At 67.2% G+C, this 20,261-nt stretch carries 18 protein-coding genes; 13 read left to right on the plus strand and 5 right to left on the minus strand.

From position 1 onward, the window contains the following. Positions 1 to 29: 29 nt before the first annotated feature. Positions 30 to 2,870: an AAA family ATPase gene (locus tag ACNQVK_RS12355; protein WP_418029745.1), complete on the plus strand. Its 2,841-nt coding sequence runs from the start codon at positions 30 to 32 to the stop codon at positions 2,868 to 2,870. Here the strand turns inward: ACNQVK_RS12355 and ACNQVK_RS12360 are convergent. Both ACNQVK_RS12360 and ACNQVK_RS12365 read right to left on the minus strand, forming a co-directional pair. Then, positions 2,828 to 5,770, minus strand: a complete 2,943-nt coding sequence (locus ACNQVK_RS12360; protein ID WP_418029746.1) for an aminotransferase — start codon at positions 5,768 to 5,770, stop codon at positions 2,828 to 2,830. The genes ACNQVK_RS12355 and ACNQVK_RS12360 overlap by 43 nt on opposite strands. Continuing rightward, positions 5,767 to 6,639, minus strand: a complete 873-nt coding sequence (locus tag ACNQVK_RS12365) for an alpha/beta fold hydrolase (RefSeq protein WP_418029747.1) — start codon at positions 6,637 to 6,639, stop codon at positions 5,767 to 5,769. Before ACNQVK_RS12365 ends, ACNQVK_RS12360 begins: the two co-directional genes overlap by 4 nt. A 90-nt stretch (positions 6,640 to 6,729) precedes the next feature. On the opposite strand from ACNQVK_RS12365, the gene ACNQVK_RS12370 reads away from it, so the two are divergent. The 5 genes from ACNQVK_RS12370 to ACNQVK_RS12390 all read left to right on the plus strand — a co-directional run bounded on the left by ACNQVK_RS12370 (position 6,730) and on the right by ACNQVK_RS12390 (position 11,051). Next, the gene (locus ACNQVK_RS12370) at positions 6,730 to 7,365 is read left to right on the plus strand and encodes a TetR/AcrR family transcriptional regulator (protein WP_418029748.1); all 636 of its coding nucleotides are present in this window, start codon (positions 6,730 to 6,732) and stop codon (positions 7,363 to 7,365) included. A gap of 126 nt (positions 7,366 to 7,491) precedes the next feature. Beyond that, positions 7,492 to 8,157, plus strand: coding sequence for an Mce protein (locus tag ACNQVK_RS12375; protein ID WP_418029749.1), 666 nt, complete (start codon positions 7,492 to 7,494; stop codon positions 8,155 to 8,157). Further along, entirely contained in the window at positions 8,154 to 8,903 is a 750-nt protein-coding gene (locus ACNQVK_RS12380; protein WP_418029750.1) for a hypothetical protein, read from the plus strand. The genes ACNQVK_RS12375 and ACNQVK_RS12380 overlap by 4 nt, the downstream gene beginning before the upstream one ends. Continuing rightward, positions 8,900 to 9,805: an alpha/beta fold hydrolase gene (locus tag ACNQVK_RS12385; protein WP_418029751.1), complete on the plus strand. Its 906-nt coding sequence runs from the start codon at positions 8,900 to 8,902 to the stop codon at positions 9,803 to 9,805. Before ACNQVK_RS12380 ends, ACNQVK_RS12385 begins: the two co-directional genes overlap by 4 nt. After that, the gene (locus ACNQVK_RS12390; RefSeq protein ID WP_418029752.1) at positions 9,795 to 11,051 is read left to right on the plus strand and encodes a WS/DGAT domain-containing protein; all 1,257 of its coding nucleotides are present in this window, start codon (positions 9,795 to 9,797) and stop codon (positions 11,049 to 11,051) included. Before ACNQVK_RS12385 ends, ACNQVK_RS12390 begins: the two co-directional genes overlap by 11 nt. A 12-nt stretch (positions 11,052 to 11,063) precedes the next feature. Here ACNQVK_RS12390 and ACNQVK_RS12395 read toward each other — a convergent pair whose 3' ends face one another. Further along, positions 11,064 to 11,663 carry a TetR/AcrR family transcriptional regulator gene (locus ACNQVK_RS12395; protein ID WP_273734856.1) on the minus strand — a complete coding sequence of 200 codons (600 nt, stop codon included), beginning with the start codon at positions 11,661 to 11,663 and terminating at the stop codon, positions 11,064 to 11,066. 24 nt (positions 11,664 to 11,687) lie between these two features. Here ACNQVK_RS12395 and ACNQVK_RS12400 point away from each other — a divergent pair, with 24 nt between their 5' ends. The 4 genes from ACNQVK_RS12400 to ACNQVK_RS12415 all read left to right on the plus strand — a co-directional run bounded on the left by ACNQVK_RS12400 (position 11,688) and on the right by ACNQVK_RS12415 (position 15,233). After that, a complete protein-coding gene (locus ACNQVK_RS12400; RefSeq protein WP_418029753.1) occupies positions 11,688 to 12,452 on the plus strand; it encodes an SDR family NAD(P)-dependent oxidoreductase in 765 nt (254 codons plus the stop codon). Positions 12,453 to 12,474: 22 nt separating this feature from the next. Then, positions 12,475 to 12,996, plus strand: coding sequence for a DoxX family protein (locus ACNQVK_RS12405; protein ID WP_418029754.1), 522 nt, complete (start codon positions 12,475 to 12,477; stop codon positions 12,994 to 12,996). 136 nt (positions 12,997 to 13,132) lie between these two features. Beyond that, entirely contained in the window at positions 13,133 to 14,866 is a 1,734-nt protein-coding gene (locus ACNQVK_RS12410) for a DUF3556 domain-containing protein (RefSeq protein ID WP_418029755.1), read from the plus strand. After that, positions 14,850 to 15,233 carry a hypothetical protein gene (locus ACNQVK_RS12415; protein ID WP_418029756.1) on the plus strand — a complete coding sequence of 128 codons (384 nt, stop codon included), beginning with the start codon at positions 14,850 to 14,852 and terminating at the stop codon, positions 15,231 to 15,233. Before ACNQVK_RS12410 ends, ACNQVK_RS12415 begins: the two co-directional genes overlap by 17 nt. An 89-nt stretch (positions 15,234 to 15,322) precedes the next feature. Here the strand turns inward: ACNQVK_RS12415 and ACNQVK_RS12420 are convergent, their stop codons facing one another. Further along, complete coding sequence (locus tag ACNQVK_RS12420; protein ID WP_211155512.1) at positions 15,323 to 16,114, minus strand: FadR/GntR family transcriptional regulator; 792 nt, start codon at positions 16,112 to 16,114, stop codon at positions 15,323 to 15,325. Positions 16,115 to 16,317: 203 nt separating this feature from the next. On the opposite strand from ACNQVK_RS12420, the gene ACNQVK_RS12425 reads away from it, so the two are divergent. The 3 genes from ACNQVK_RS12425 to ACNQVK_RS12435 are packed head-to-tail and all read left to right on the plus strand — an operon-like array spanning position 16,318 to position 19,409. After that, a complete protein-coding gene (locus ACNQVK_RS12425; RefSeq protein ID WP_044519893.1) occupies positions 16,318 to 17,466 on the plus strand; it encodes a thiolase family protein in 1,149 nt (382 codons plus the stop codon). After that, complete coding sequence (locus ACNQVK_RS12430) at positions 17,463 to 18,263, plus strand: crotonase/enoyl-CoA hydratase family protein (RefSeq protein ID WP_418029757.1); 801 nt, start codon at positions 17,463 to 17,465, stop codon at positions 18,261 to 18,263. Before ACNQVK_RS12425 ends, ACNQVK_RS12430 begins: the two co-directional genes overlap by 4 nt. Before the next feature lie 3 nt (positions 18,264 to 18,266). Then, positions 18,267 to 19,409, plus strand: a complete 1,143-nt coding sequence (locus tag ACNQVK_RS12435; protein WP_418029758.1) for an acyl-CoA dehydrogenase family protein — start codon at positions 18,267 to 18,269, stop codon at positions 19,407 to 19,409. A gap of 90 nt (positions 19,410 to 19,499) precedes the next feature. Here ACNQVK_RS12435 and ACNQVK_RS12440 read toward each other — a convergent pair whose 3' ends face one another. Continuing rightward, positions 19,500 to 20,210, minus strand: coding sequence for a fasciclin domain-containing protein (locus tag ACNQVK_RS12440; RefSeq protein WP_418029759.1), 711 nt, complete (start codon positions 20,208 to 20,210; stop codon positions 19,500 to 19,502). Between the last annotated feature and the right edge of the window lie 51 nt (positions 20,211 to 20,261).

Genomic DNA, 20,261 nt, shown 5'->3' on the forward strand with positions numbered 1-20,261 from the left:
ACTACGGTCGCCGACCGGTCGATATCTGTATGTGGCGGACATCTTTTCATGATTCGGGACCACGCATTCTGTTCGGCCGGGACGCCGAGTGCCGGCTTCTGGAGGATTTGGTCACGGAGGTGCCGAACGGAAGTCGTGTGCTGGTGTTGCGTGGGGAGGCCGGAGTCGGGAAGACCGAGCTGCTGAACCACCTACTCGAGCGGGCCGGGCACCACCGGACGACGCAAGTGACCGGGGTGCCATCCGACATGGATCTGGATTTCGCCGGCCTGCAGCAACTGAGCCTGCCGCTGCTCGGGCACCTCGACGGGTTGCCGGATGCCGAACGCGACGCACTGATGGTGATTCTCGGACTCGGACCCGGCGCGATGCCACCCGAAGAGCGGGTGGCATCGGCGGTCCTGGGCCTGCTGACAGCCGCCTCTGGTGACCAGCCGCTGCTCTGTGTCGTCGACGACGCACAGTGGCTGGATCAGGCTTCTTTGGCGGTTCTGGCGTCCGTGGCGCGACGATTCGACACCGTGCGGGCAGCGCTGGTGTTCGCGACCCGTGACACCGGTGGCGGCGCGCTGAGCGGGCTGCCTGAACTGGTGATCGATCCCCTGTCGGAAGAACACGCGCGGGGTTTGTTGAGCTCGGTGATGATGAGGCGCCTCGACCCCCGCGTCAGCGATCGGATCATCGCCGAGACGCGGGGCAATCCTCTTGCGCTGGTCTCACTTCCGCGCGATGGGTCTGCAGCAGAACTTGCCGGGATGCTGCGCCGGAACGACACCCATTCGACGATCATGCGGATCGAACTGAACTACGTGGAGCTGATCCGCGCGCTACCCGAACCGACTCGGCAGTTGCTCCTGGCTGCTGCGGCCGAGCCCGTGGGGGATACTGCGGTGCTGGCCCGGGTGGCGGACAACCTGGGCATCGCCGCGGCGATGCTGGCGCCCGCGGTGACCGCCCGGCTGGTCGAGATCGATTCCGACGTAAGGTTTCTGCATCCCCTTGCCCGGTCGGCGGCCTACCACGCGGCCGACCCGCCCGTACGTCGCGAGATCCACCGCGCACTGGCCGAAGCCACCGATGCCGCCACCGATCCCGACCGCCGGGTATGGCATGTCGCCAACGCCGCGACGCGGCCCGATGACGAGGTGGCTGCGCAACTCGAAGCCGCCGCGGGGCATGTGCACGCAAAGATCGGTGTGGCCGTGGCGGCAACGTTCCTCGAGCGGGCCGCAGTTCTGACTTCGGTTCCGGAGCTTCGCTGTGATCGCGGGTTGGCGGCAGCCCGGGCCAAGCTGGAGGCCGGAGCATTGTCCGATGCCGACGAGTTGCTCGCCATGGCAGAGCTCGCATCGACGACCGGACTGCAGAGGGCTCGGGCCACTCGGCTGCGCGCGCAGATGGAGTTCGCCAAGCGCCGCAGCGGCGATGTCGCCGCGGCCCCGTTGCCTGACATCGCATCCCGAATGTCAGCTGCAGCGGCCGAACTCGAAGGACTCGACCGTGAGGTGAGCCGCGAGACGTATCTGGAAGCCCTCGCTGCGGCGATGTACGCCGGTCGGCTGGGCGAGTTCCAGGCCGTGGCACGGATCGCCGGCGTCGCGCGCTGCGGTCTCGAACGGTGGCCCGCCGGTTCTGGGCCGGTGGTCACCGTGTTGCGCGGGATGACAGACCACTTCACCGGTGTTCCATGCGCCGGGAAGGCGTTGTCTTCGGCGCTGGAAGAGTTGGGCACACATCGTCCTCATGCCGACTTCTCGGCGTCGCGGTGCACGGTGCCCGCGCTGCCTCTCATCCAGCAGTCCACGGCTTACGAACTATGGGATGACGCGCTGGCGCACCGGCTCGCCACCTCTGCGGTCCGACGAGTCCGGGAGTCCGACGCGTTGGCGCTGCTTCCGGAGACGCTGGGCTACCGCGCCGTCGTGCACATGTTGGCCGGCGAGCTCGTTGAAGCCGAAGCGTTGCTGGCGGAGGCTCATTCGACCTCACCGTCGACTCGCTACTACTCCCCGCTGCGTTGTCATTCACTTACGTTGGATGCGTGGAAGGGCGACCCGAAGGCTCTCGATGCGCTGCAGGCGGGCGCTGAAGCAGCATCGGCATGCGGAGAAGGCCGGGTAGTGGGGGTGGCACATTATGCGACTGCAGTGCTCTGCAATGGACTCGGCCGTTACGAGGAGGCGTTCGCGGCGGCCCAGCAGGCTGCCGAGTACGAGGACCTCGGGATCTACGGCTGGTATCTCGTCGAGCTGATCGAGGCGGCCACCCGGATCGGCAACACGGATGCCGCACGAGGGGCCTGCCGGCGCCTCGCCGAACGCATCTCCGTGCGCGACACCGACTGGGCGGTAGGAACTTTGGCCAGTGTTCAGGCATTGGTGGCCGACGACGGGGACGCCGAGGCCCACTACCGTGAGGCGATCGACCGGTTGGGACGTACTCGCGTCGGTATTCACCTGGCCCGCGCCCACCTGCGCTACGGCGAATGGCTGCGTCGTCGCAAACGCCGGTCAGCCGCCCGGGAACACCTCACCGTCGCGTACGACATGTTCTGTGCCTTTGGCGCACGCGCTTTCGCTGATCGCGCCGCGCGCGAGTTGATCGCGAAGGGGGAGAGGGCGGGCCGACAGCCGGTGGCCGGCGGCGACACCCTGACGGCTCAGGAGGCCCAGATCGCGCGGTTGGCCGCCGAAGGTCTCACCAATTCCGCGATCGGAGAACAGCTGTTCATCAGCATTCACACTGTCGAGTGGCACCTGCGGAAGGTTTTCGCCAAGCTCGGGGTCACCTCTCGTCGGCAACTTCGCAGCTTGGTGGACAGCCGTGCTCACCAGCCCTCGGTGAGCACCCGGTCCAGTGCGTCGGCGTAGAAATCTGCTGCTTCGACGTCAATGCACAACGGCGGCTTGGTTTTCAGGATGTTCTGGTGGTCGCCGGTCGGCTGGATGATCACGCCGAGCTCGAGCATCCGATCGCAGATCAGTGCCGTCTCCTCGGTGGCCGGCTCCAGGGTCTGAGGGTCACGGACCATCTCGACACCCAGGTACAGGCCGACGCCGTGAACAGTGCCGATGATCGGATGTCGCGTCGCCAGCTCTTCGAGTCGCGACTTCAGATGCGCGCCCACGCGGGCCGCGTTGGCTTGCAGCGCTTCGTCGTCCAGCACATCGAGCACGGTCATTCCGATCGCGCACGACAACGGGCTGCCGCCGGTGGAGGAGAAGAAGTAGCCCTGGCTGCGGAACGCTTCAGCGATCTCGCGGCTGGTGACCACCGCGCCGAGCGGGTAACCGTTGCCGACGGACTTCGCCATCGACACGATGTCGGGGACGACGCCCTGCTGCTGGAAGCCCCAAAACCATTCGCCCAGGCGGCCGTATCCCACCTGTACCTCGTCGGCGACGGCGTAGCCGCCCGCGCCGCGGACGGTCGCATAGATCTGCTGCAGGTATCCGTCGGGCAGGGCCATGCCGCCGGCATTGCCGTAGACGGTCTCGCAGATGAACGCCGCCGGGGCGCGCCCGTCCGCGATCAATCCCTCGATCTGGGCCACCGCATCGGTGGCGTAGCGACCCACCTCGCTGCCGCGGTACTTTCCGCGGAAGCTGTTCGGCGATTCGACGGTGTGCACCCAATCCGGCCGGGTGGTAAGCGCATTGGGGTTGTCCGCTGTGGAGGTCGACACGGCGTCGGTGCCGTACGTCCAGCCGTGATACGCCTCGCGCATTGCCACGACATCGGGGCGGCCGGCCGCCGCGGTGGCCAACCGCAACGCCAGATCACTGGCCTCGGACCCGGAGTTGACCAGAAACACCGTGTCCAGAGGTTCCGGTAGCAGCCCGGCAAGGCGTTCACTGAACTCGACGACGGCGGCGTAGTTGAACCGGGAGTTGGTGTTCAGCTTGCGCAGCTGCCGGGCCGCGGCTGCCGCGACCCGCGGGTGCGCATGGCCCAACACTGTGACGTTGTTGACCATGTCCAGATAACAACGGCCGCTGGTGGACATCAGGAAGTGCCGCCAGCCTCGTTCGATACGTGGCGGCCGGCGGTAGTAGTGCTCCTGGACAGGCGCGAACGCCCGGTCCCGCCGGGCCATCAGGTCGACGTCGGTCGGCTCCGCATCGAGCGGCGCCAGCCCCAGCAGCGGCCGCGGATCACGCACGCACGCCAGCCATCCCGGAGCCAGGCCCGGGGTACTGAGCTCAGGGGCGTGGGGCGCACCGACCGGACGCAGCGCCACCTGCGTCCAGCGGCCCGGCTCGGCCGTGCCCAGAACATCGCCCGCGCCGGAGGCGGAACTGATGCCGGTGAGTGTCAGCTCGTACTCGGTGCCGCGCAGTGTCACCGAATCCGGCGAACGGTCGACGACCTCACCGGCGAACGGCGCCGCCAGCTCGAGTCGATCTGCCGGCCAGATGCTCACCCCGGTGGGCACCACGGCGGGCTCTTCCTGGCTCAACGCCGGGGCCCGCGAGATCCGCGGTTGGCCGAACGTGGTCACGACCAAACTGGCACCGTCATCGATTGCGGCCCTGGCTAATTCGTCCTCGACGTCGGGCCGTACCCAGCCGCCGGCGATGAACGCGTCGTCCAGGTCGTCGGCCGTAGCGGACAGATCCAGCGTCGTCACCGATTGCGGTGCGGCAATCATCGGGCGGGCGACCTGCACGGGCGTGGGCGGTGGGGCCAGGCCCAGGTCAGCCTTGATCAGCGCGGTCATCACGTCGGTCGGCAGTGAGGTGGCGCGCTCGAACATCAGCCACTCGCCGTCGGACTGCTCGGTGATGTAGTCGTTGTCCGGATCGAAACCGGCCTGGTGGGCACCGCTGACGATCAATACCGCGGTACGCAGAACGAGCAACGGCCACAACGCTTCTGCCTCGGCAAGGCTCAGCGGTCGGATGGCGTGGAAGGCCCGGATCCCGGGTAGCACGGATGTCGGATCGCCGCCCGGGTGTTGCAGGACCGAGGACAGGGTGATGGCCAGTTCACTCACGGCCCAGCTGTCGGACAGATCGCCGAGATCGATGATCCCATCGGGATGGACAACACCGCCGGTGGCGTGGGACACCACCACATTGGCGTCGGTGAGGTCCATGTGCACGGCCTGTCGGGGCAGGTTGTCGGCCAGCGGCTCTATGCGTGCCCACGACTGATCGGCCGCAGCCCGCAGCCGGGAGCGCGCGGCGTCGTCGTCGACATGGGAGACCAGCCTGCGTACCACCTCGGCCCCGAAGCGCAGGTCCCACTGCAGGACACGGTCCAGGCCGGGATGGCTGAAGCCGGCCAATGCCCGGCTGACCCGCCCGGCGAGGGCGCCAAGTTCGGCGACCGTGGCCGGAGGCAGATAACCGGATTCGATCAGGGTTCCGCCGGGCAGGTGGCGCAGCAGCCGGACGTAAGCGGTGCCGTCGGCCCGGTTCGAGCCCAGACCAGTTACCGCAGTGAGCTTCTCGCCGCGCTGGTTGGGCACTGACTGGGCCACCCGCAAGCCCGGTTCGGCCGCCGCGATCAGGTCCGCGGCCAGCTCCTGGGCAGCCAGCTCGATCTCGTTGAAGGCCGGGTTCGCGATCTTCAGCACGCCGGTGACCGCGTCGCCGTCGCCGACCAGGAAATTCTTGTCCTGCTGGCTTCCAAGCGATTTCACGCCCGCATCCAGGCCGAAATGGGCGGCCAGGATGTCGCGAGCCTGCGATTCACCGACCTGAGGAGCGGGCAGCTCAGGTTCGCGCAGAAAATTGAAGCCGACGGTGTCGGTCTCGGCGCTCACCGTCCGACGAACTCCACGACGACTTCGGAGAACGCGTCGTTGTCGTCACCGGCGGCGGTGTGTCCCGCATCGGACAACTCGACGAACTCGGCAGCGGGCACCTTGTCCAGAAAGTCCTGCACGCCTTCGGGGCTGACCACATCGGACAGCTTGCCGCGGATCAGCAGGATCGGGATGGTCAGGTTCATCGCGGCCTGCTCGAGCTTCTCGACCCGGATGAACGGGTCGTCCTCGGGCTTGGTGAGGAACGCCGGATCCCAGTGCCAGTACCAGCGCCCGTCGCGCAGCCGCAGATTCTTCTTCAGCCCCTCCGGGCTCCGCGGCTTGGTGCGATGGGGCAGATACGAGGAGACGGCGTCGGCGGCCTCTTCCAGGGAATCGAAGCCGTCCACGTTGGTGAACATGAAATCGCGGATGCGGGCGCTGCCGCTCTTCTCGAACCGCGGCACCACATCGACCAGCACGAGCTTGGTGACCAGTCCCGGGCCTGCTTCATGCGCAGCCAGGATGCTGGTCAGCCCACCCATACTGGCTCCGATCAGCACCACCGGGCGACCGATCTGATACAGCACCTGCTGCACGTCCGCGCACAGCACTTCCACTGAATAGTTCGCGCTGGGTGAGCGGTCGCTGTCGCCGTGACCACGTGCGTCGAGCGCGATCACGTGCAAACCGCGATCGGCCAGGATCTGTCCCGTGTTCTTCCAGGAGAACCGGTTCTGCCCACCTCCGTGCAGCAGCAGGACCGTGGGCCGGCCGGCAGCCGATGCGGCATCCCGGTTCCATTCGTCGCCGACCAGGTTCAGGTCGTCGACTCCCCGGAACGTGACGGTGCGCGAATCGCTGTGCTCGGTATTCCCGGTGTTCACGGACATTCCTCTCGGCAGGCCCCGGGAGGTCACGTTACCCAGGTGGGTTTTCGCCGCATCTGCGACCCGACGTTCCTAGAATCGTCAACCGTGCAGAGCAAGCCAGGTGTGGACGTGGATGACGCGATGGCCGATGAGCGCCACGCGATCATCAAGGCCGCCTTCATCTGCCTGTCGGAGCCCCACACCGGAGCCGTGCCGATCGCCGCGGTGCTGGCCAGGGCCGGGCTGTCCACCCGGGCGTTCTATCGGCACTTCGAATCCAAGGATGCGCTGTTCCTGGCCATGCAGGCGAGTTCGGGCAGGTCGTTGGGCCGTCGGCTCGACCAGATCGCCGACGACACCGACGGTGCGCCGGCAGATCAGCTGGCGCAATGGATCAGGGTGTCGTTCGACGTGATGCACGACGCGCGGTTGCGCGGGCGCGCGTTGGTTCTGGACTTGGAGGAGGTCCGCTCCGCCAAGGGCTACCAGTCCGTGCAAGAGCAATGGCGCCTCGACCGCGAACGGTCGCTGGCGGGCCTCTTGCGCCGCGGCCGGGACGACGGGTCGTTACCGCTGACCAGGCCGGAGCGGGATGCGGCGGCGATCCGCGCGGTGGTCAGCCATGAGTTGGCCCGTCTGGGTGCCGACGGAGATTGGGAGTGCGCGTGTGCCGCGGCGGTGGACTTCGCGTTGCGTGCGGTCGGTGCGCACGTCCCATCCCAGGAGTCCGGCGGCCGGTAGGGCGGGGACCGCGCGGGCCTATCCGGGACTGCCGGTACCGCTGATGACGGTGTGACCGGTGCCACGTACTTTGGACCGCACGCGTGCCATTGCACGCGCCACGCAGTGCCACCGAGGAGCAGATGAATGGCAGCCGACAGCGCCGACACCGAGCCGGTCGAGCCGACCGAGACCGAGGAGTCGAGCCAGTCCGCCCCTGAAGCCGAGGCCCCCGAATCCGAGGCTGAAGAAGACTCGGCCGAGGCCGCAGAATCCGAGGCTGAAGAGGTCGAAGAGGCTGTTGAGGCTTCGGCCCCGAAGCGGCGTGGGTTGCTGCGCAGGCCCACGGCGGGGATGGTCGGAGTGGTGCTCGTGGTCGCACTCGCGGCGCTCACCGGTTGGCTGGGCTACAACTTCTATCAGGTCCATCACGAACAGCAGCGACGCGCGATGTTCGTGGACACCGCCCGGCTGGGCGCCACGAACCTCACGAGCATCGACTGGGAGCACGCCGAAGACGACATCCAGCGGGTGCTGGACACATCGAGCGGGAAGTTCTACGACGACTTCGAGAAGCGATCGAAGTCCTTCCTCGAAGTGGTCAAGCAGATCAAGTCGAAGTCGGTGGGCACGGTGACCTCATCGGGGCTGGAGTCCTACTCGAACGACAGGGCGGATGTTCTCGTGTCGGTGACCGTCCGGTCGACGAATGCGGGCGTGCCGGAGCAGAAGCCGCAGGTGTGGCGAATGGTGTTGACGGTGCAGGACATTGAAGGCAAGGCGAAGGTTTCCAACGTGGAGTTCATCCAATGAGCGGCCGGCACACGATGCCGCCGGCCGGGCGTCGTAAGGCCGCCGCGGCGGCTGCGGAGAACTCCGAATCGGCAAGCCCCGAGCCGGAAGCCGTCGAAGAATCGATCGCCGAGGAACCGGCCGAAGCTGTGGAGTCCGCTGACGTCGAGCCGGTGGTGGAGGAGTCGGTCGACACCGAGGAGGCAGAGGCCGACGAGGCAGAGGCCGATGAGACGGAGGCCGACGAGGCCGCTGAAAAGCCCGCCGAACCCGAACTGTCGCGGGCACGCTCGCGGGTCAGCCTGCAGGTTGTGCTGGCGGCACTCGCCCTGGTGTTGGCATTGACCTGCGGGGTGCTGCGGTGGCTGACCGTGTCGGAGGACCAAAGCGCAACGGCCCGAGATGAAGCGGTTCAGGCGGCCAAAGAGATCACCGCCCAGATGCTGTCGTACGAGACCGAAACTGTCGATCAGCAGCTCAGCGCGGCCCGTGACCGGATGACCGGGGACTTTCTCGGCACTTACACCGCGATGATCAACGAGGTCATCCCGGCAGCGCATGCGCAGCAGATCGCGGCGGTCGCCGAGGTGTTGCGCGCGGGGACTGTGAGCGTGAAGCCCGGAAGCGTCGAGATGGTGTTGTTCGTCAACCAGAGCGTCCAGGTCGGAAATCACATGCCGCAGAAGACTCCGTCGGTTGCCCGGGCCACCTTGGTCAAAGAGGGCGACCGCTGGCTGATGTCCGAGTACGAACCGGTGCCGCTGTGACCGAGCCGCGCTGGATCGATGTCGCCACCCCGGCGGTGCAACTGCGGGCGCTGGTGTGGGGGCCTGAGGACGGCCCGGTTGCGTTGTGTCTTCACGGTTTCCCCGACACTGCCCACGGCTGGCGCAAAGTGGCGCCGGTTCTGGCGGAGGCCGGCTGGAAAGTGGTGGCACCGTTCATGCGGGGTTACCTGCCCTCGTCGATTCCGGCGGACGGGAGCTATCACGTCGGGGCGCTGATGGACGATGCGCTGCGGCTGCTGCAGTCGGTCGGCCCGACCGGGCGCGATGTCATCATCGGCCACGACTGGGGTGCGATGGCGGCGTCGGGTGTTGCGGCGTTGCCGGACAATCCGTTCAACAAGGCCGTGATCATGTCGGTGCCGCCGTTGGCATCGTTTCAGCCGTTGGGCCGGGTGCCCGACGCCGGCAAGCTGCTGGCCCAGTTGCCGCGTCAGGCGTTGCGCAGCTGGTACATGATGTACTTCCAACTGCCGTGGCTACCTGAGCGTTCCGCGTCCTGGGTGGTGCCCCGGCTGTGGAAGACGTGGTCGCCGGGATACGACGCGGCCGAGGACCTGCGCCACGTCGACGCCGCGATCGGTGCGCCGGATCGGTGGCGCGCAGCCCTGGGCTACTACCGGGCCACGATCCGCATGAGCAAACCGCCGGCGCAGTACGCCGAGCTGCACAAGCACTGGCTGCTGCCGCCGGTGTTGCCGTCCCTGTACCTGCACGGCACCGACGATGGCTGTGCCGCACCGGATTACATCCGGTGGGTACGCGAGGTGCTGCCGGCGGGCAGCGACGCCCATGTCGTCGAGTCCGGCGGTCACTTCCTGCAACTCGATCAGCCGGATGTCACGGCCGCCCGCATCCTGGATTTCGTCGGACGTGCCGGCTAACCGACTCACTGCGGTCGATGCGCAGATGTTCTGGATGTCGTCCAGGATGCCCAACGACACCTTCCTGCTCTACGGATTCGACGGTGTACCCGCCGATCTGGCGGGGGCACTGGGCGAGTTGACGGCGAACGCCCGTACCGCACCGGACCTGTCGCAACACATCGACGACACCGCCCGGCTGCACTACCCGGCCTGGGTGCCGTCCCGTGTCGACGAATCCCGCTTCGTGGTACGCGATCTCGACGATGCGACGTGGCTGGGTTGCCTGGCGGCGGTGACTGGGCTGGTGGACGATCAACTCGACGCGCGGGTGCTGCCGTGGCGGCTGCACGTCTTCCCCGGAGTCGAGGGCATGCCCGGTGTCGCCGGGGCAGGCACCGTGGCTGTCCTGCAGATCACCCATGCCCTCGGCGGCGGTGGGCGCACCTGCGGCCCGGCCGCGGTGATGTTCGGCCGACAGGGAACGGTCGCGCCGGTGGTGCCGGTGTACGGCCACCCGGCGATGTTGCCCTGGCGAAGTATCGAAGCGGCCAGGGCCCACCGGCAATTGGTGGCCGACACCGAGGCCGGGCGGGTGCCGCCGGCCGCGATGGCACGCCCGCCGATCCGGACCAACGACCGCCCCTCGGGCGTACGCAGCATGCGGACGGTCGTCCGGGATCGAGCGCAGCTGTCGGGCGCCACCGTGACGGTGTGTGCACTGGCCGGGATATCCGAAGCGCTCGCTGGTCGACTCCGTGAGCTCGGGACGGATCCGGCCAGCCTGGGCGCCGAGGTGACCATGGCGAAATCCGGTCCGCGCCAGGCGTACAACCATTTCGGCACCGTCGGCGTGGGCCTGCATCCCTCGCTGCCGGTGGCGCAGCGCCGCGCCGCGATCGCCGCCGAACTGGCGGCGCGCCGGGAACGCGCCGCACACCCTGCGATGCGCGCCTCGGAACGGGCGTTCGCCGCCACGCCGGCCCCGCTGCTGCGGTGGGGGATCGGCCAATTCAATCCCGACACGCGCTCGGCGACGGTCACCGGGAACACCGTGGTTTCCAGCGTGAACTGCGGGGCCGCGGATTTCGGTTTCGGGGGTATGCCGGTGCGGCTGGCGGCCGCGTTCCCGGGCTTGTCGCCGATGGTGGGGCTCACCCACTGTGTGACGGGCGTGGGGGACACCATTTCGGTCAGCGTTTTCGCCGCGGAGTCGGCGGTCGGGGATGTCGACGCGTACCTCGACCGGCTCGAGGCGGTGTTGTGACGGCCCGCGGGGCTAGCGGCGCAGCATCGCGATGCCGACGTCCAACGCGGACTCCAGGTAGCTCAGATCGCCCGAGGCCAACATCACGCTGACCCCGCCCTGGATGCCGGCCAGGAGCGCGGCGCCCACCCGGTCGGCGTCCAGGTCGGCGGCGATCTTTCCCTGCGACTGCATGTGCCGGATCCCCGCCGAGATCTCGTCATGCCATTGCCGCAGCAGGGCTTTGGTGACCGCCTGGGCGCCGGGAGTGGTACGCCCGATCTCTGACATCAGCAGGCTCAGCGGGCAGCTCTGGCCCTGGCGGCGGTAGCGCTCGACCACGGCGTCGCGCCAGCGCTGCCAGGCGGCCCACGAGGTCAACTCGCCGAGGTAGGGCTGCTGATCCTCCAGCACCATCTGCGCCTCGCGTTCGGCCACCGCGAGCAGCAGCTGGTCCTTCCCGTCGGGGAAGTAGTGGAACAACTGGCTCTTGGAGGTCTGGGTGTGGGCGCGGATGTCGTCGAGCGTGGTGGCGGCCACTCCGTGGCTGCGGATCACCGCGGCCGCGCCCTCGATGATCCGACGCCGGGTGGCCTCGCCCTTGGCTGTCAGTTTCTGGACTTGCAGGTCCATTTTCAGCGGCCTATACCTGGACTCATGAGTCCAAACATTACGCGCCTGCAGGGCCGCACAGCACTTGTCACGGGATCCACCGGCGGCCTCGGAGTCGCCATCGCCAAGGCCCTGGCCGACCAGGGCGCCTTCGTCGTCGTCAGCGGCCGCAACAAGGAACGCGGCGATGCCGTCGTCGCCGAGATCCGCAGCGCCGGAGGGCAGGCCGAGTTCGTCGCCGCAGACCTCGGGGCCGGAGGCGATGAGGTGCAGCACCTCGCACAGCAGGCCACCGCGGCAGCAGGCGGGCAGATCGACATCCTGGTCAACAACGCAGGCGTCTGGGGAATGCCGGAACCCACGGGCGAGGTCTCCGAGCAGGCACTGCTGGAGTCGTATCAGACCAACGTCATCGCACCCTTCCTGCTGACGGGGGCGCTGGCGCCCGGCATGGCCGCGCGCGGCCACGGCGCGGTGGTCAACGTCGGCTCGATCACCGGGCTGATCGGCGGAGACCGCTCGGCGCTGTACTCGTCGACCAAGGCGGCAGTGCACTCGCTGACCAAGTCGTGGGCGGTCGAGTACGGCCCGAGCGGGGTGCGCGTGAACGCGGTGGCACCCGGGCCGATCGCCACGGAGCGAGCGTTGGAGGCCGCCGATCATGTCGCGCCGGTGCTGGCCCGCATCCCCTCGCGTCGGATGAGCACCCCCGAGGAGGTGGCCGCGGCAGTGACATTCCTGGCCGGTGATGACGCCGGAAACATCCACGGGGTGATCCTCAGTGTGGATGGGGGCTGGGCGGCCGCTTAACAGATGTCCTACATTCTGTTACATGGCTTCCTCCGCTTACGACACTGCGATCCTGCTCCTGCGCGTGGTGCTCGGCCTGACCATGGCCGCACACGGCTACAACAAGTTCTTCGGTGGCGGGCGCATCCCGGGCACTGCGGGATGGTTCGACAGCATCGGCATGAAGCCGGGCCTGTTCCATGCCCGGGTCGCGGCCACCACCGAAATGGCGGCTGGGCTTGGCTTGGCTTTGGGCCTGCTGACCCCGGTGCCCGCAGCCGGTTTCGTGGCGCTGATGCTGGTGGCGGCCTGGACCGTACACCGGCACAACGGGTTCTTCATCGTCAAGGAGGGCTGGGAGTACAACCTGGTCCTGGCGGTGGCCGCGGTGGCCATCGCCGGCACGGGGGCCGGTCGCTACAGCCTTGATCATCTGCTGTTCTCCAACTGCAGCTTCTACCACTTGCTGCACGGCTGGTGCGGGTTGGCGATCGCGGTGGTGCTCGGTCTGGCGGGTGGCATCGGCCAGCTGGTGATCTTCTTCCGCCCGCCCGTCAAGTCGTAGCCCGCCTTCAGACGCGCCGACACTACGGTTTCTGACGCAATTCCGGCGCTTCTCGTCACAAACCGTAGTGTCGGCGGTTCCGCTGACTGGCCAGAACGACTACCCCGCGACTAGAACACGTTCTAATCTGTCGGGCATGGGCTTTCTCAAACAGGAATCTCCCGAGATCGACTTCGAGCAGTGGAGCAAGGGCACTCGCGCGGAGAAGATCCAGCCGATGGCGCGGCATTGGGCCGAGGTCGGTTTCGGAACCCCGATTGCGCTGCACCTGTTCTACGTCGTGAAGATCCTGGCCTACATCCTCGGTGCGTGGCTGATCGCGCTGACCACCACCGGGGTCGACGGGTTCACCAACGTCGCGTCCTGGTACGCCGAGCCGATCGTCTACCAGAAGGTCGTGTTCTACACGATGCTGTTCGAGGTCATCGGCCTCGGCTGCGGCTTCGGTCCGCTGAACAACCGGTTCTTCCCGCCCATGGGATCGATCCTGTACTGGTTGCGGCCCAAGACGATTCGGCTGCCACCGTGGCCGAACCTGGTGCCCCTGACCAAGGGGGACAGCCGCACTCTCGTCGACGTCGTGCTGTACGGGGCGTTGTTGGTGGTGTTGGTCGTCGCCCTGTTCTCGCAGGGCACCGGCCCCATCCCGGAACTCGGCAGCGAGATCGGCGTCTTGCCGGTGTGGCAGACCGCCACGATCGTCGGTCTGCTGGCCGTGGCCGGTCTGCGCGACAAGGTGATCTTCCTGGCCGCCCGCGGCGAGGTCTATGGCTCGTTGGCGGTCTGCTTCCTCTTCTCCGGCGCCGACATCATCATCGCGGCCAAGCTGATCTGCCTGACCATCTGGATCGGCGCGGCCACCTCCAAGTTCACCAAGCACTTCCCGTTCGTCATCTCGACGATGATGAGCAACAACCCGGTGTTCCGGCCGCGCTGGATCAAGCGCAAGTTCTTCGAGCACTTCCCGGATGACCTTCGCCCGGGGCGGCCGTCACGCTTCGTGGCACATTTCTCCACCGCCATCGAGGGTTTGGTGCCGCTGGTGCTGTTCTTCTCCCACGGGGGCTGGCCTACGGCGATCGCGGCATTCGTCATGCTGGTGTTCCACTTCGGCATCCTGAGCTCGATCCCGATGGGCGTGCCGCTGGAGTGGAACGTCTTCATGATGTTCTCCGTGCTGGCGCTGTTCGTCGGGCACGCCGGGATCGGACTGGGCGACTTGGGCAGCCCGTGGCCGATCGTGTTGTTCGCGGTGGTCGCCGGCACTGTGGTGCTGGGAAACCTGTTCCCGCGCAAGATCTCGTTCCTGCCCGGCATGCGCTACTACGCCGGTAACTGGGACACCTCGCTGTGGTGCGTCAAACCCTCGGCCGCGGAGAAGATCGAGAAGAACATCGTCGCGATCGCCAGCATGCCGGCCGCCCAGATGGAGCGGTACTACGGCAGCCCCGAGGTCGCCCAGATGTACCTGTACATGGGATACGCGTTCCGCGGCTTCAACTCTCACGGCCGGGCGCTGTTCACCCTGGCGCACCGGGCGATGGCCGGCCACAACGAGGACGACTACGTGCTGACCGATGGCGAGCGGATCGTCTCCACGGCCATCGGCTGGAACTTCGGTGACGGGCACATGAGCAATGAACAGCTCGTGGCCGCGTTGCAGACGCGGTGCCATTTCGAGCCGGGGGAGGTGCGGATCGTCATGCTCGACGCCCAGCCGATCCAGCGCCAGACCCAGCAGTACCGGCTCGTCGACGCGGCCACCGGGGAATTCGAGCAGGGCTATGTCAAGGTCGCCGACATGGTGACCCGCCAGCCCTGGGACGACGAGCTACCGGTCCATGTCCAGCGAGATGACGTCACCACCTGAGCCGGTCGCGGTATGGGTCGACGAGTCCGGGCGGTTGATGAGCGACCTGGGCAGCGTCGACACGCGGTGTCACGCCACGGTCCGGGCTCGCCACTGTCCGGAGCGGGCGCAATGCGTGCTGCTTCACCGGGCACCGGGTCCGCGGTTGCTCTTCGGCGAATTGATGTCCGAGCTCGACGACGAGGCCGGCATCTACCTGGAGACGCACGCCAAAAAGCTTGATGCGGAATTGATCTCGATCACGGTCGACCATGTCGGCCCGGATGGTCCGGCCGGCAGCTGGCGCTACCGGCTGCTGCCGATGCGATGGAAGACCGCAGACGGCTGGCGGGACACCGATGCACGGCTGGCGGTGTGGCCGGACTAGCCGCGGTTCTCGAAACTGCGCGCCGCTCCTCGAAACTGCGCACAGATCGCCACTTTGCCGCGAACGCGAAACGCGATCTGTGCGCAGACTCAGCGCATGACGTCGCGGACTTTGACGCTCTCGATGTCCTGCAGCATCAGGATCCGTGCGGTGTCCAGGTGCTTGCGCCAGTGCGCTTCGGCAGCGTCGCCGTCGCCGGAGCGGATGAGCTGGATCAGCTTGCGATACGAGCGCATCAGCTTGTCGTAGTCGGACTTCGATACCGGCCGGCGCTCCTTGAACAGGAAGGCGTGGTGCCGCACGGTGATCTCGTGCAGCATGCCGGCGATGATGCCGAGCGTGGCGTTGCCCGACAGCTCCACCACGCGGCGGTGAAAGTCGCCGGTGGTCGCGGCCAGCTGGTCCGACTGGTAGTCCTTCGGGATGTGCTCGTCGAGCATCCGTTCCAGTTCGGCGAACGCCGCCTCGTCGCCCTTCTCGGCGAGCAGGCGTGCGGCCATCGGCTCGATCGCCGCCCGACCCACCAGGAGATCGGCGATATCGGCGCCGGACAGTTCGAGCAGCAGCCCGGCCGGACGGGCGACGATCTCGGGGCCGGGAACCCTGACCCGGGCGCCGGTACGGGAGCCGCGGCGCACCTCGACCAGACGCTCGGACTCCAGCACCCGCACGGCCTCGCGCAGCGTCGGCCTGCTCACCCCGAAATGCTCCATGAGCTCGGCTTCGTTGGGCAGGAAGTCGCCCTCTTTGAGCTGGCCGTCGACGACCATGCGCCGTAATGTGCCTGCGACGAGTTCGGCTGTCTTCGGAGAGCGGACCGGTGCCTGCGGTGCAATCGCGTCAGGGCCGATCATCGGCGCCAGCGGTGTGGTTCGAGCCACCAGACACTCCCGGGTAGGACAACTTCTGCGCTGGCCGGACGGCCAGCTGTACAACTCAGTAAACCATCTGTTCACCGCAGGAACGGAACATCGGTATCTACCAACCAGTAGGTTGACCTAGTAAACCTACTGGTCTATTTTCACCTCGAGCGCCCCGTTGAGCTCCACTGGGGTCGCGCCACCCACCCTTCAAAGGAGAAGTCATGGCTGAAGCCGTCATCGTCGAGGCCGTCCGGTCGCCTGTCGGGAAGCGCAACGGTGCCCTCTCGGGTGTGCACCCGTCGGAGCTGTCGGCCCAGGTGCTCAACGGCCTCGTGCAGCGCGCCGGGATCGATCCCGCCCTCGTCGACGACGTCATCTGGGGCTGCGTCATGCAGGCCGGCGAGCAGGCGCTCGACATCGCCCGCACCGCCGTGCTGACCGCCGGCTGGCCCGAGACCGTCCCCGGTGTCACCGTCGACCGCCAGTGCGGTTCCAGCCAGCAGTCCCTGCACTTCGCCGTCGCCGGCGTGGTCGCCGGTCACTACGACGTCGTCGTCGCCGGTGGCGTCGAGTCGATGTCGCGCACCCCGATGGGCTCCTCGCTGGCCAACGGCGGACACCCCTACCCGGAGGCCTTCCGCGAGCGGTACAACGGCCAGAACCCCAACCAGGGTGTCGGTGCCGAGATGATCGCCGAGCAGTGGGGCCTGTCGCGCACCCAGCTCGACGAGTTCTCCCTGCGTTCGCACGAGAAGGCCGCTGCCGCACAGGATGCCGGTGCGTTCAAGGACCAGATCGTCGGGATCAAGGACCAGGACGGCAATGTCGTCCTGGAAGACGGTGGCATCCGCCGCGGCGGCACCGTCGAGTCCATGGCCGCCATCAAGCCGGCCTTCAAGGAGGACGGTGTGATCCACGCCGGTAACTCCAGCCAGATCTCCGACGGGTCGGCGGCGCTGCTGATCATGTCTGCGGAGAAGGCAAAAGACCTGGGGCTCAAGCCGCTTGCCAAGGTGCATACCGCGGTGCTCGCCGGTGCCGACCCGGTCATCATGCTGACCGCGCCGATCCCGGCCACCCAGAAGGCGCTGGCCAAGTCCGGCCTGAGTGTCGACCAGATCGGCGCGTTCGAGGTCAACGAGGCGTTCGCCCCGGTTCCGATGGCCTGGCTCAAGGACATCGGCGCCGACGAGAGCCGGCTCAACCCCAACGGCGGCGCGATCGCTCTGGGTCACCCGCTCGGCGGATCCGGTGCCCGTATCCTGACCACCCTGCTGTACCACATGCGGGACAACAACATTCAGTACGGCCTGCAGACCATGTGTGAAGGTGGCGGCCAGGCCAACGCGACCATCCTGGAGCTCCTGTGACCGACACCGAAACCCAGCCCGGCGCGCTCGTCGAGAAGCGCGGCAACGTCCTGCTCATCACGATCAACCGGCCCGAGGCGCGCAACGCGATCAACGGCTCCGTCAGCATCGCCGTCGGCGACGCGCTGGAGCAGGCACAGAACGATCCCGAGGTCCGGGCCGTGGTCATCACGGGTTCGGGGGACAAGTCGTTCTGCGCAGGGGCCGACCTCAAGGCGATCTCGCGGGGTGAGAACCTCTTTCACCCCGAGCATCCGGAATACGGATTCGCCGGCTACGTCAGCCATTTCATCGACAAGCCGACGATCGCCGCGGTCAACGGCACCGCTCTGGGAGGCGGCACCGAGCTGGCCCTGGCCAGTGACCTGATCGTCGCCGAGGAGAACGCCAAATTCGGTCTGCCCGAGGTGAAACGCGGTCTGATCGCCGGTGCCGGCGGCGTGTTCCGCATCGCCGAGCAGTTGCCCCGCAAGGTGGCCAACGAACTGCTGTTCACCGGTGAGCCGATGTCGTCCGCCGACGCACTGCGCTGGGGCCTGATCAACCAGGTCGTGCCCGACGGCACCGTCGTCGATGCCGCACTCAAGCTGGCCGAACGGATCACGGGCAACGCGCCGCTGGCCGTGCAGGCCAGCAAGCGGGTCGCCTACGGGGTCGACGAGGGCGTCATCACCGGCGACAAGGACGGCTGGAAGCGCACCAACCGTGAATTCAGCACGCTGCTGAAGACCGAGGATGCCATGGAGGGACCGCTGGCCTTCGCCCAGAAGCGTGAACCTGTTTGGAAGGCGAAGTAAGCCATGAAGCGACAGATCTACACCGCGGAGCACGAGGCGTTCCGCGAGACGGTCAAGGAGTACATCGAGCGTGAGCTCGTGCCCAACGCCGAGAAGTGGGAGACCGAGCGCATCGTCGACCGGTCGGCGTACACGGCGGCCGGCAAGTACGGGCTCATCGGTTTCAACATGCCCGAGGAGTTCGGTGGCGGCGGCTCGGATGACTTCCGGTTCAACGCCGTCATCGACGAGGAGATCGCCAAGGCCGGTGTGCACGGCCCGGCGCTGAGCCTGCACAACGACGTCGTCGGCCCGTATTTCAAGGAGCTGGCCAACGACGAGCAGAAGCAGCGCTGGATGCCCGGCATCACCACCGGCGAGCTGATCATCGCGATCGCGATGACCGAGCCGGGCGCCGGCAGCGACCTGGCGGGCATCCGGACCTCGGCGGTGCGCGACGGGGACGACTGGATCATCAACGGCTCCAAGACGTTCATCTCCTCAGGCATCAACTGCGACCTGTGTGTCGTGGTCGCCCGCACCGACCCCGAGGCCGGCCACAAGGGCTTCACGCTCTTCGTGGTGGAGCGGGGCATGGAGGGCTTCACCCGCGGCCGCAAGCTGGACAAGATGGGCCTGCACAGCCAGGACACCTCCGAGTTGCACTTCGAGAACGTCCGGGTACCGAGCGCCAACCTGCTGGGCAAGGAAGGTCGCGGTTTCTACCACCTGATGACCAACCTGCCCTCGGAGCGGCTCGGCATCGCCATCTCGGCGATCTACGGTGCTCGTGCCGTCTTCCAAGAGACGCTGCAATACGCCAAGGACCGCAAGGCCTTCGGCCAGCCGATCGGCAGCTTCCAGCACAACCGGTTCCTGCTCGCCGAGATGGAAACCGAGCTGGAGGTCACCGAGAACTACCTCGACCGCTGCCTGCAGGGTGTGGTCGACGGTGAGCTGACCGCGGTCGAGGCAGCCAAGGCCAAGTGGTGGGCCACCGAGGTCTCCAAGAAGGTCGTCGACCAGTGTGTGCAGCTGCACGGCGGCTACGGCTACATGATGGAGTACCGGGTTGCCCGCGCCTACGTGGACGGACGGATCCAGACGATCTTCGGTGGCACCACCGAGATCATGAAGGAGATCATCGGGCGCGAGCTGGGCGTCTAGCTTCACGAGAAACACAAAAGTCCCCCAAATCAAGCGATTTGGGGGACTTTCGTCTCTGCTCGCGGAAGAGTCCGCGTGCAGAGGAGAAGATCAGCCGATCGGCGCGTCAGCGGCCGGGGTGGCGGCTTCCGGAGCCTTGGTCGTGGTCGTGGTCGTCGTGCTGGAACCCGTCGGCACGATGGCTTCCGGCGGGCTGTTGGGATCCAGGACGGTGTCGATCAGGTAGATCCGGGCGTTCTGGGACTGGATGGGGCCACAGACGAGCTTGGCGGTGTCGTTGACCTTGATGTCGCCGCCCTTGCCGGTCACCTTGACCTCGGCGCCCTGCTGGGTGGGCCGCTGGCCCTTGACGTCATCGGGGCCGAGCAGGCCGAGGAACGCGTGGTAGTAGTCAAAGCTGGTGAGCGCGGCCACGTCGGCCTTGAGCGCGTCGAGCTTGCCCGGCTCCATGGCGGCGAACGCGTCATTGGTCGGCGCGAAGATCACGTACGGGCCGTTGTCGAGCACCGGCACGATGTTGACCGCCGGGTTCATCCCACCCGAGATCGCGGCGTTGAACGTGCTGATGTCGGGGATGCTCGCCAGAACCTTGCCCGTCGGCACGTCCGCGAAGCTCTTCCAATCCGGCAGGGCCTTCTTGAAGTTGTCGCAGCCCGAGCCCTGCGGGTCGGGGATCTCCACCACCGGGGTGGCGGTCGTCGTCGGCGCCGGGTCGGCGTAGGCGGTGACCGCCAACGGCAGCGACGCCGTGATCGCGGCGACTGCCGCAGCAACGCCCAGAGTCTTGGTGCGAGTCTTCATCGGTGGGTCTTTCCTCCCGCTCATGCCTAGCCTGTAGTCGTCGGCTGCCGG

This window comes from Mycobacterium sp. 134 (assembly GCF_048282715.1).
Lineage (GTDB): Bacteria > Actinomycetota > Actinomycetes > Mycobacteriales > Mycobacteriaceae > Mycobacterium > Mycobacterium septicum.

What these genes read in the sequence shown, in the direction of transcription:
- ACNQVK_RS12355 (WP_418029745.1), top strand. Translation starts at nt 30, where the DNA reads ATGTGGCGGACATCTTTTCATGATTCGGGACCACGCATTCTGTTCGGC.
- ACNQVK_RS12375 (WP_418029749.1), top strand. Translation starts at nt 7,492, where the DNA reads ATGGCAGCCGACAGCGCCGACACCGAGCCGGTCGAGCCGACCGAGACC.
- ACNQVK_RS12380 (WP_418029750.1), top strand. Translation starts at nt 8,154, where the DNA reads ATGAGCGGCCGGCACACGATGCCGCCGGCCGGGCGTCGTAAGGCCGCC.
- ACNQVK_RS12395 (WP_273734856.1), bottom strand. Translation starts at nt 11,663, where the DNA reads ATGGACCTGCAAGTCCAGAAACTGACAGCCAAGGGCGAGGCCACCCGG.
- ACNQVK_RS12400 (WP_418029753.1), top strand. Translation starts at nt 11,688, where the DNA reads ATGAGTCCAAACATTACGCGCCTGCAGGGCCGCACAGCACTTGTCACG.
- ACNQVK_RS12405 (WP_418029754.1), top strand. Translation starts at nt 12,475, where the DNA reads ATGGCTTCCTCCGCTTACGACACTGCGATCCTGCTCCTGCGCGTGGTG.
- ACNQVK_RS12410 (WP_418029755.1), top strand. Translation starts at nt 13,133, where the DNA reads ATGGGCTTTCTCAAACAGGAATCTCCCGAGATCGACTTCGAGCAGTGG.
- ACNQVK_RS12415 (WP_418029756.1), top strand. Translation starts at nt 14,850, where the DNA reads ATGACGTCACCACCTGAGCCGGTCGCGGTATGGGTCGACGAGTCCGGG.
- ACNQVK_RS12425 (WP_044519893.1), top strand. Translation starts at nt 16,318, where the DNA reads ATGGCTGAAGCCGTCATCGTCGAGGCCGTCCGGTCGCCTGTCGGGAAG.
- ACNQVK_RS12435 (WP_418029758.1), top strand. Translation starts at nt 18,267, where the DNA reads ATGAAGCGACAGATCTACACCGCGGAGCACGAGGCGTTCCGCGAGACG.
- ACNQVK_RS12440 (WP_418029759.1), bottom strand. Translation starts at nt 20,210, where the DNA reads ATGAAGACTCGCACCAAGACTCTGGGCGTTGCTGCGGCAGTCGCCGCG.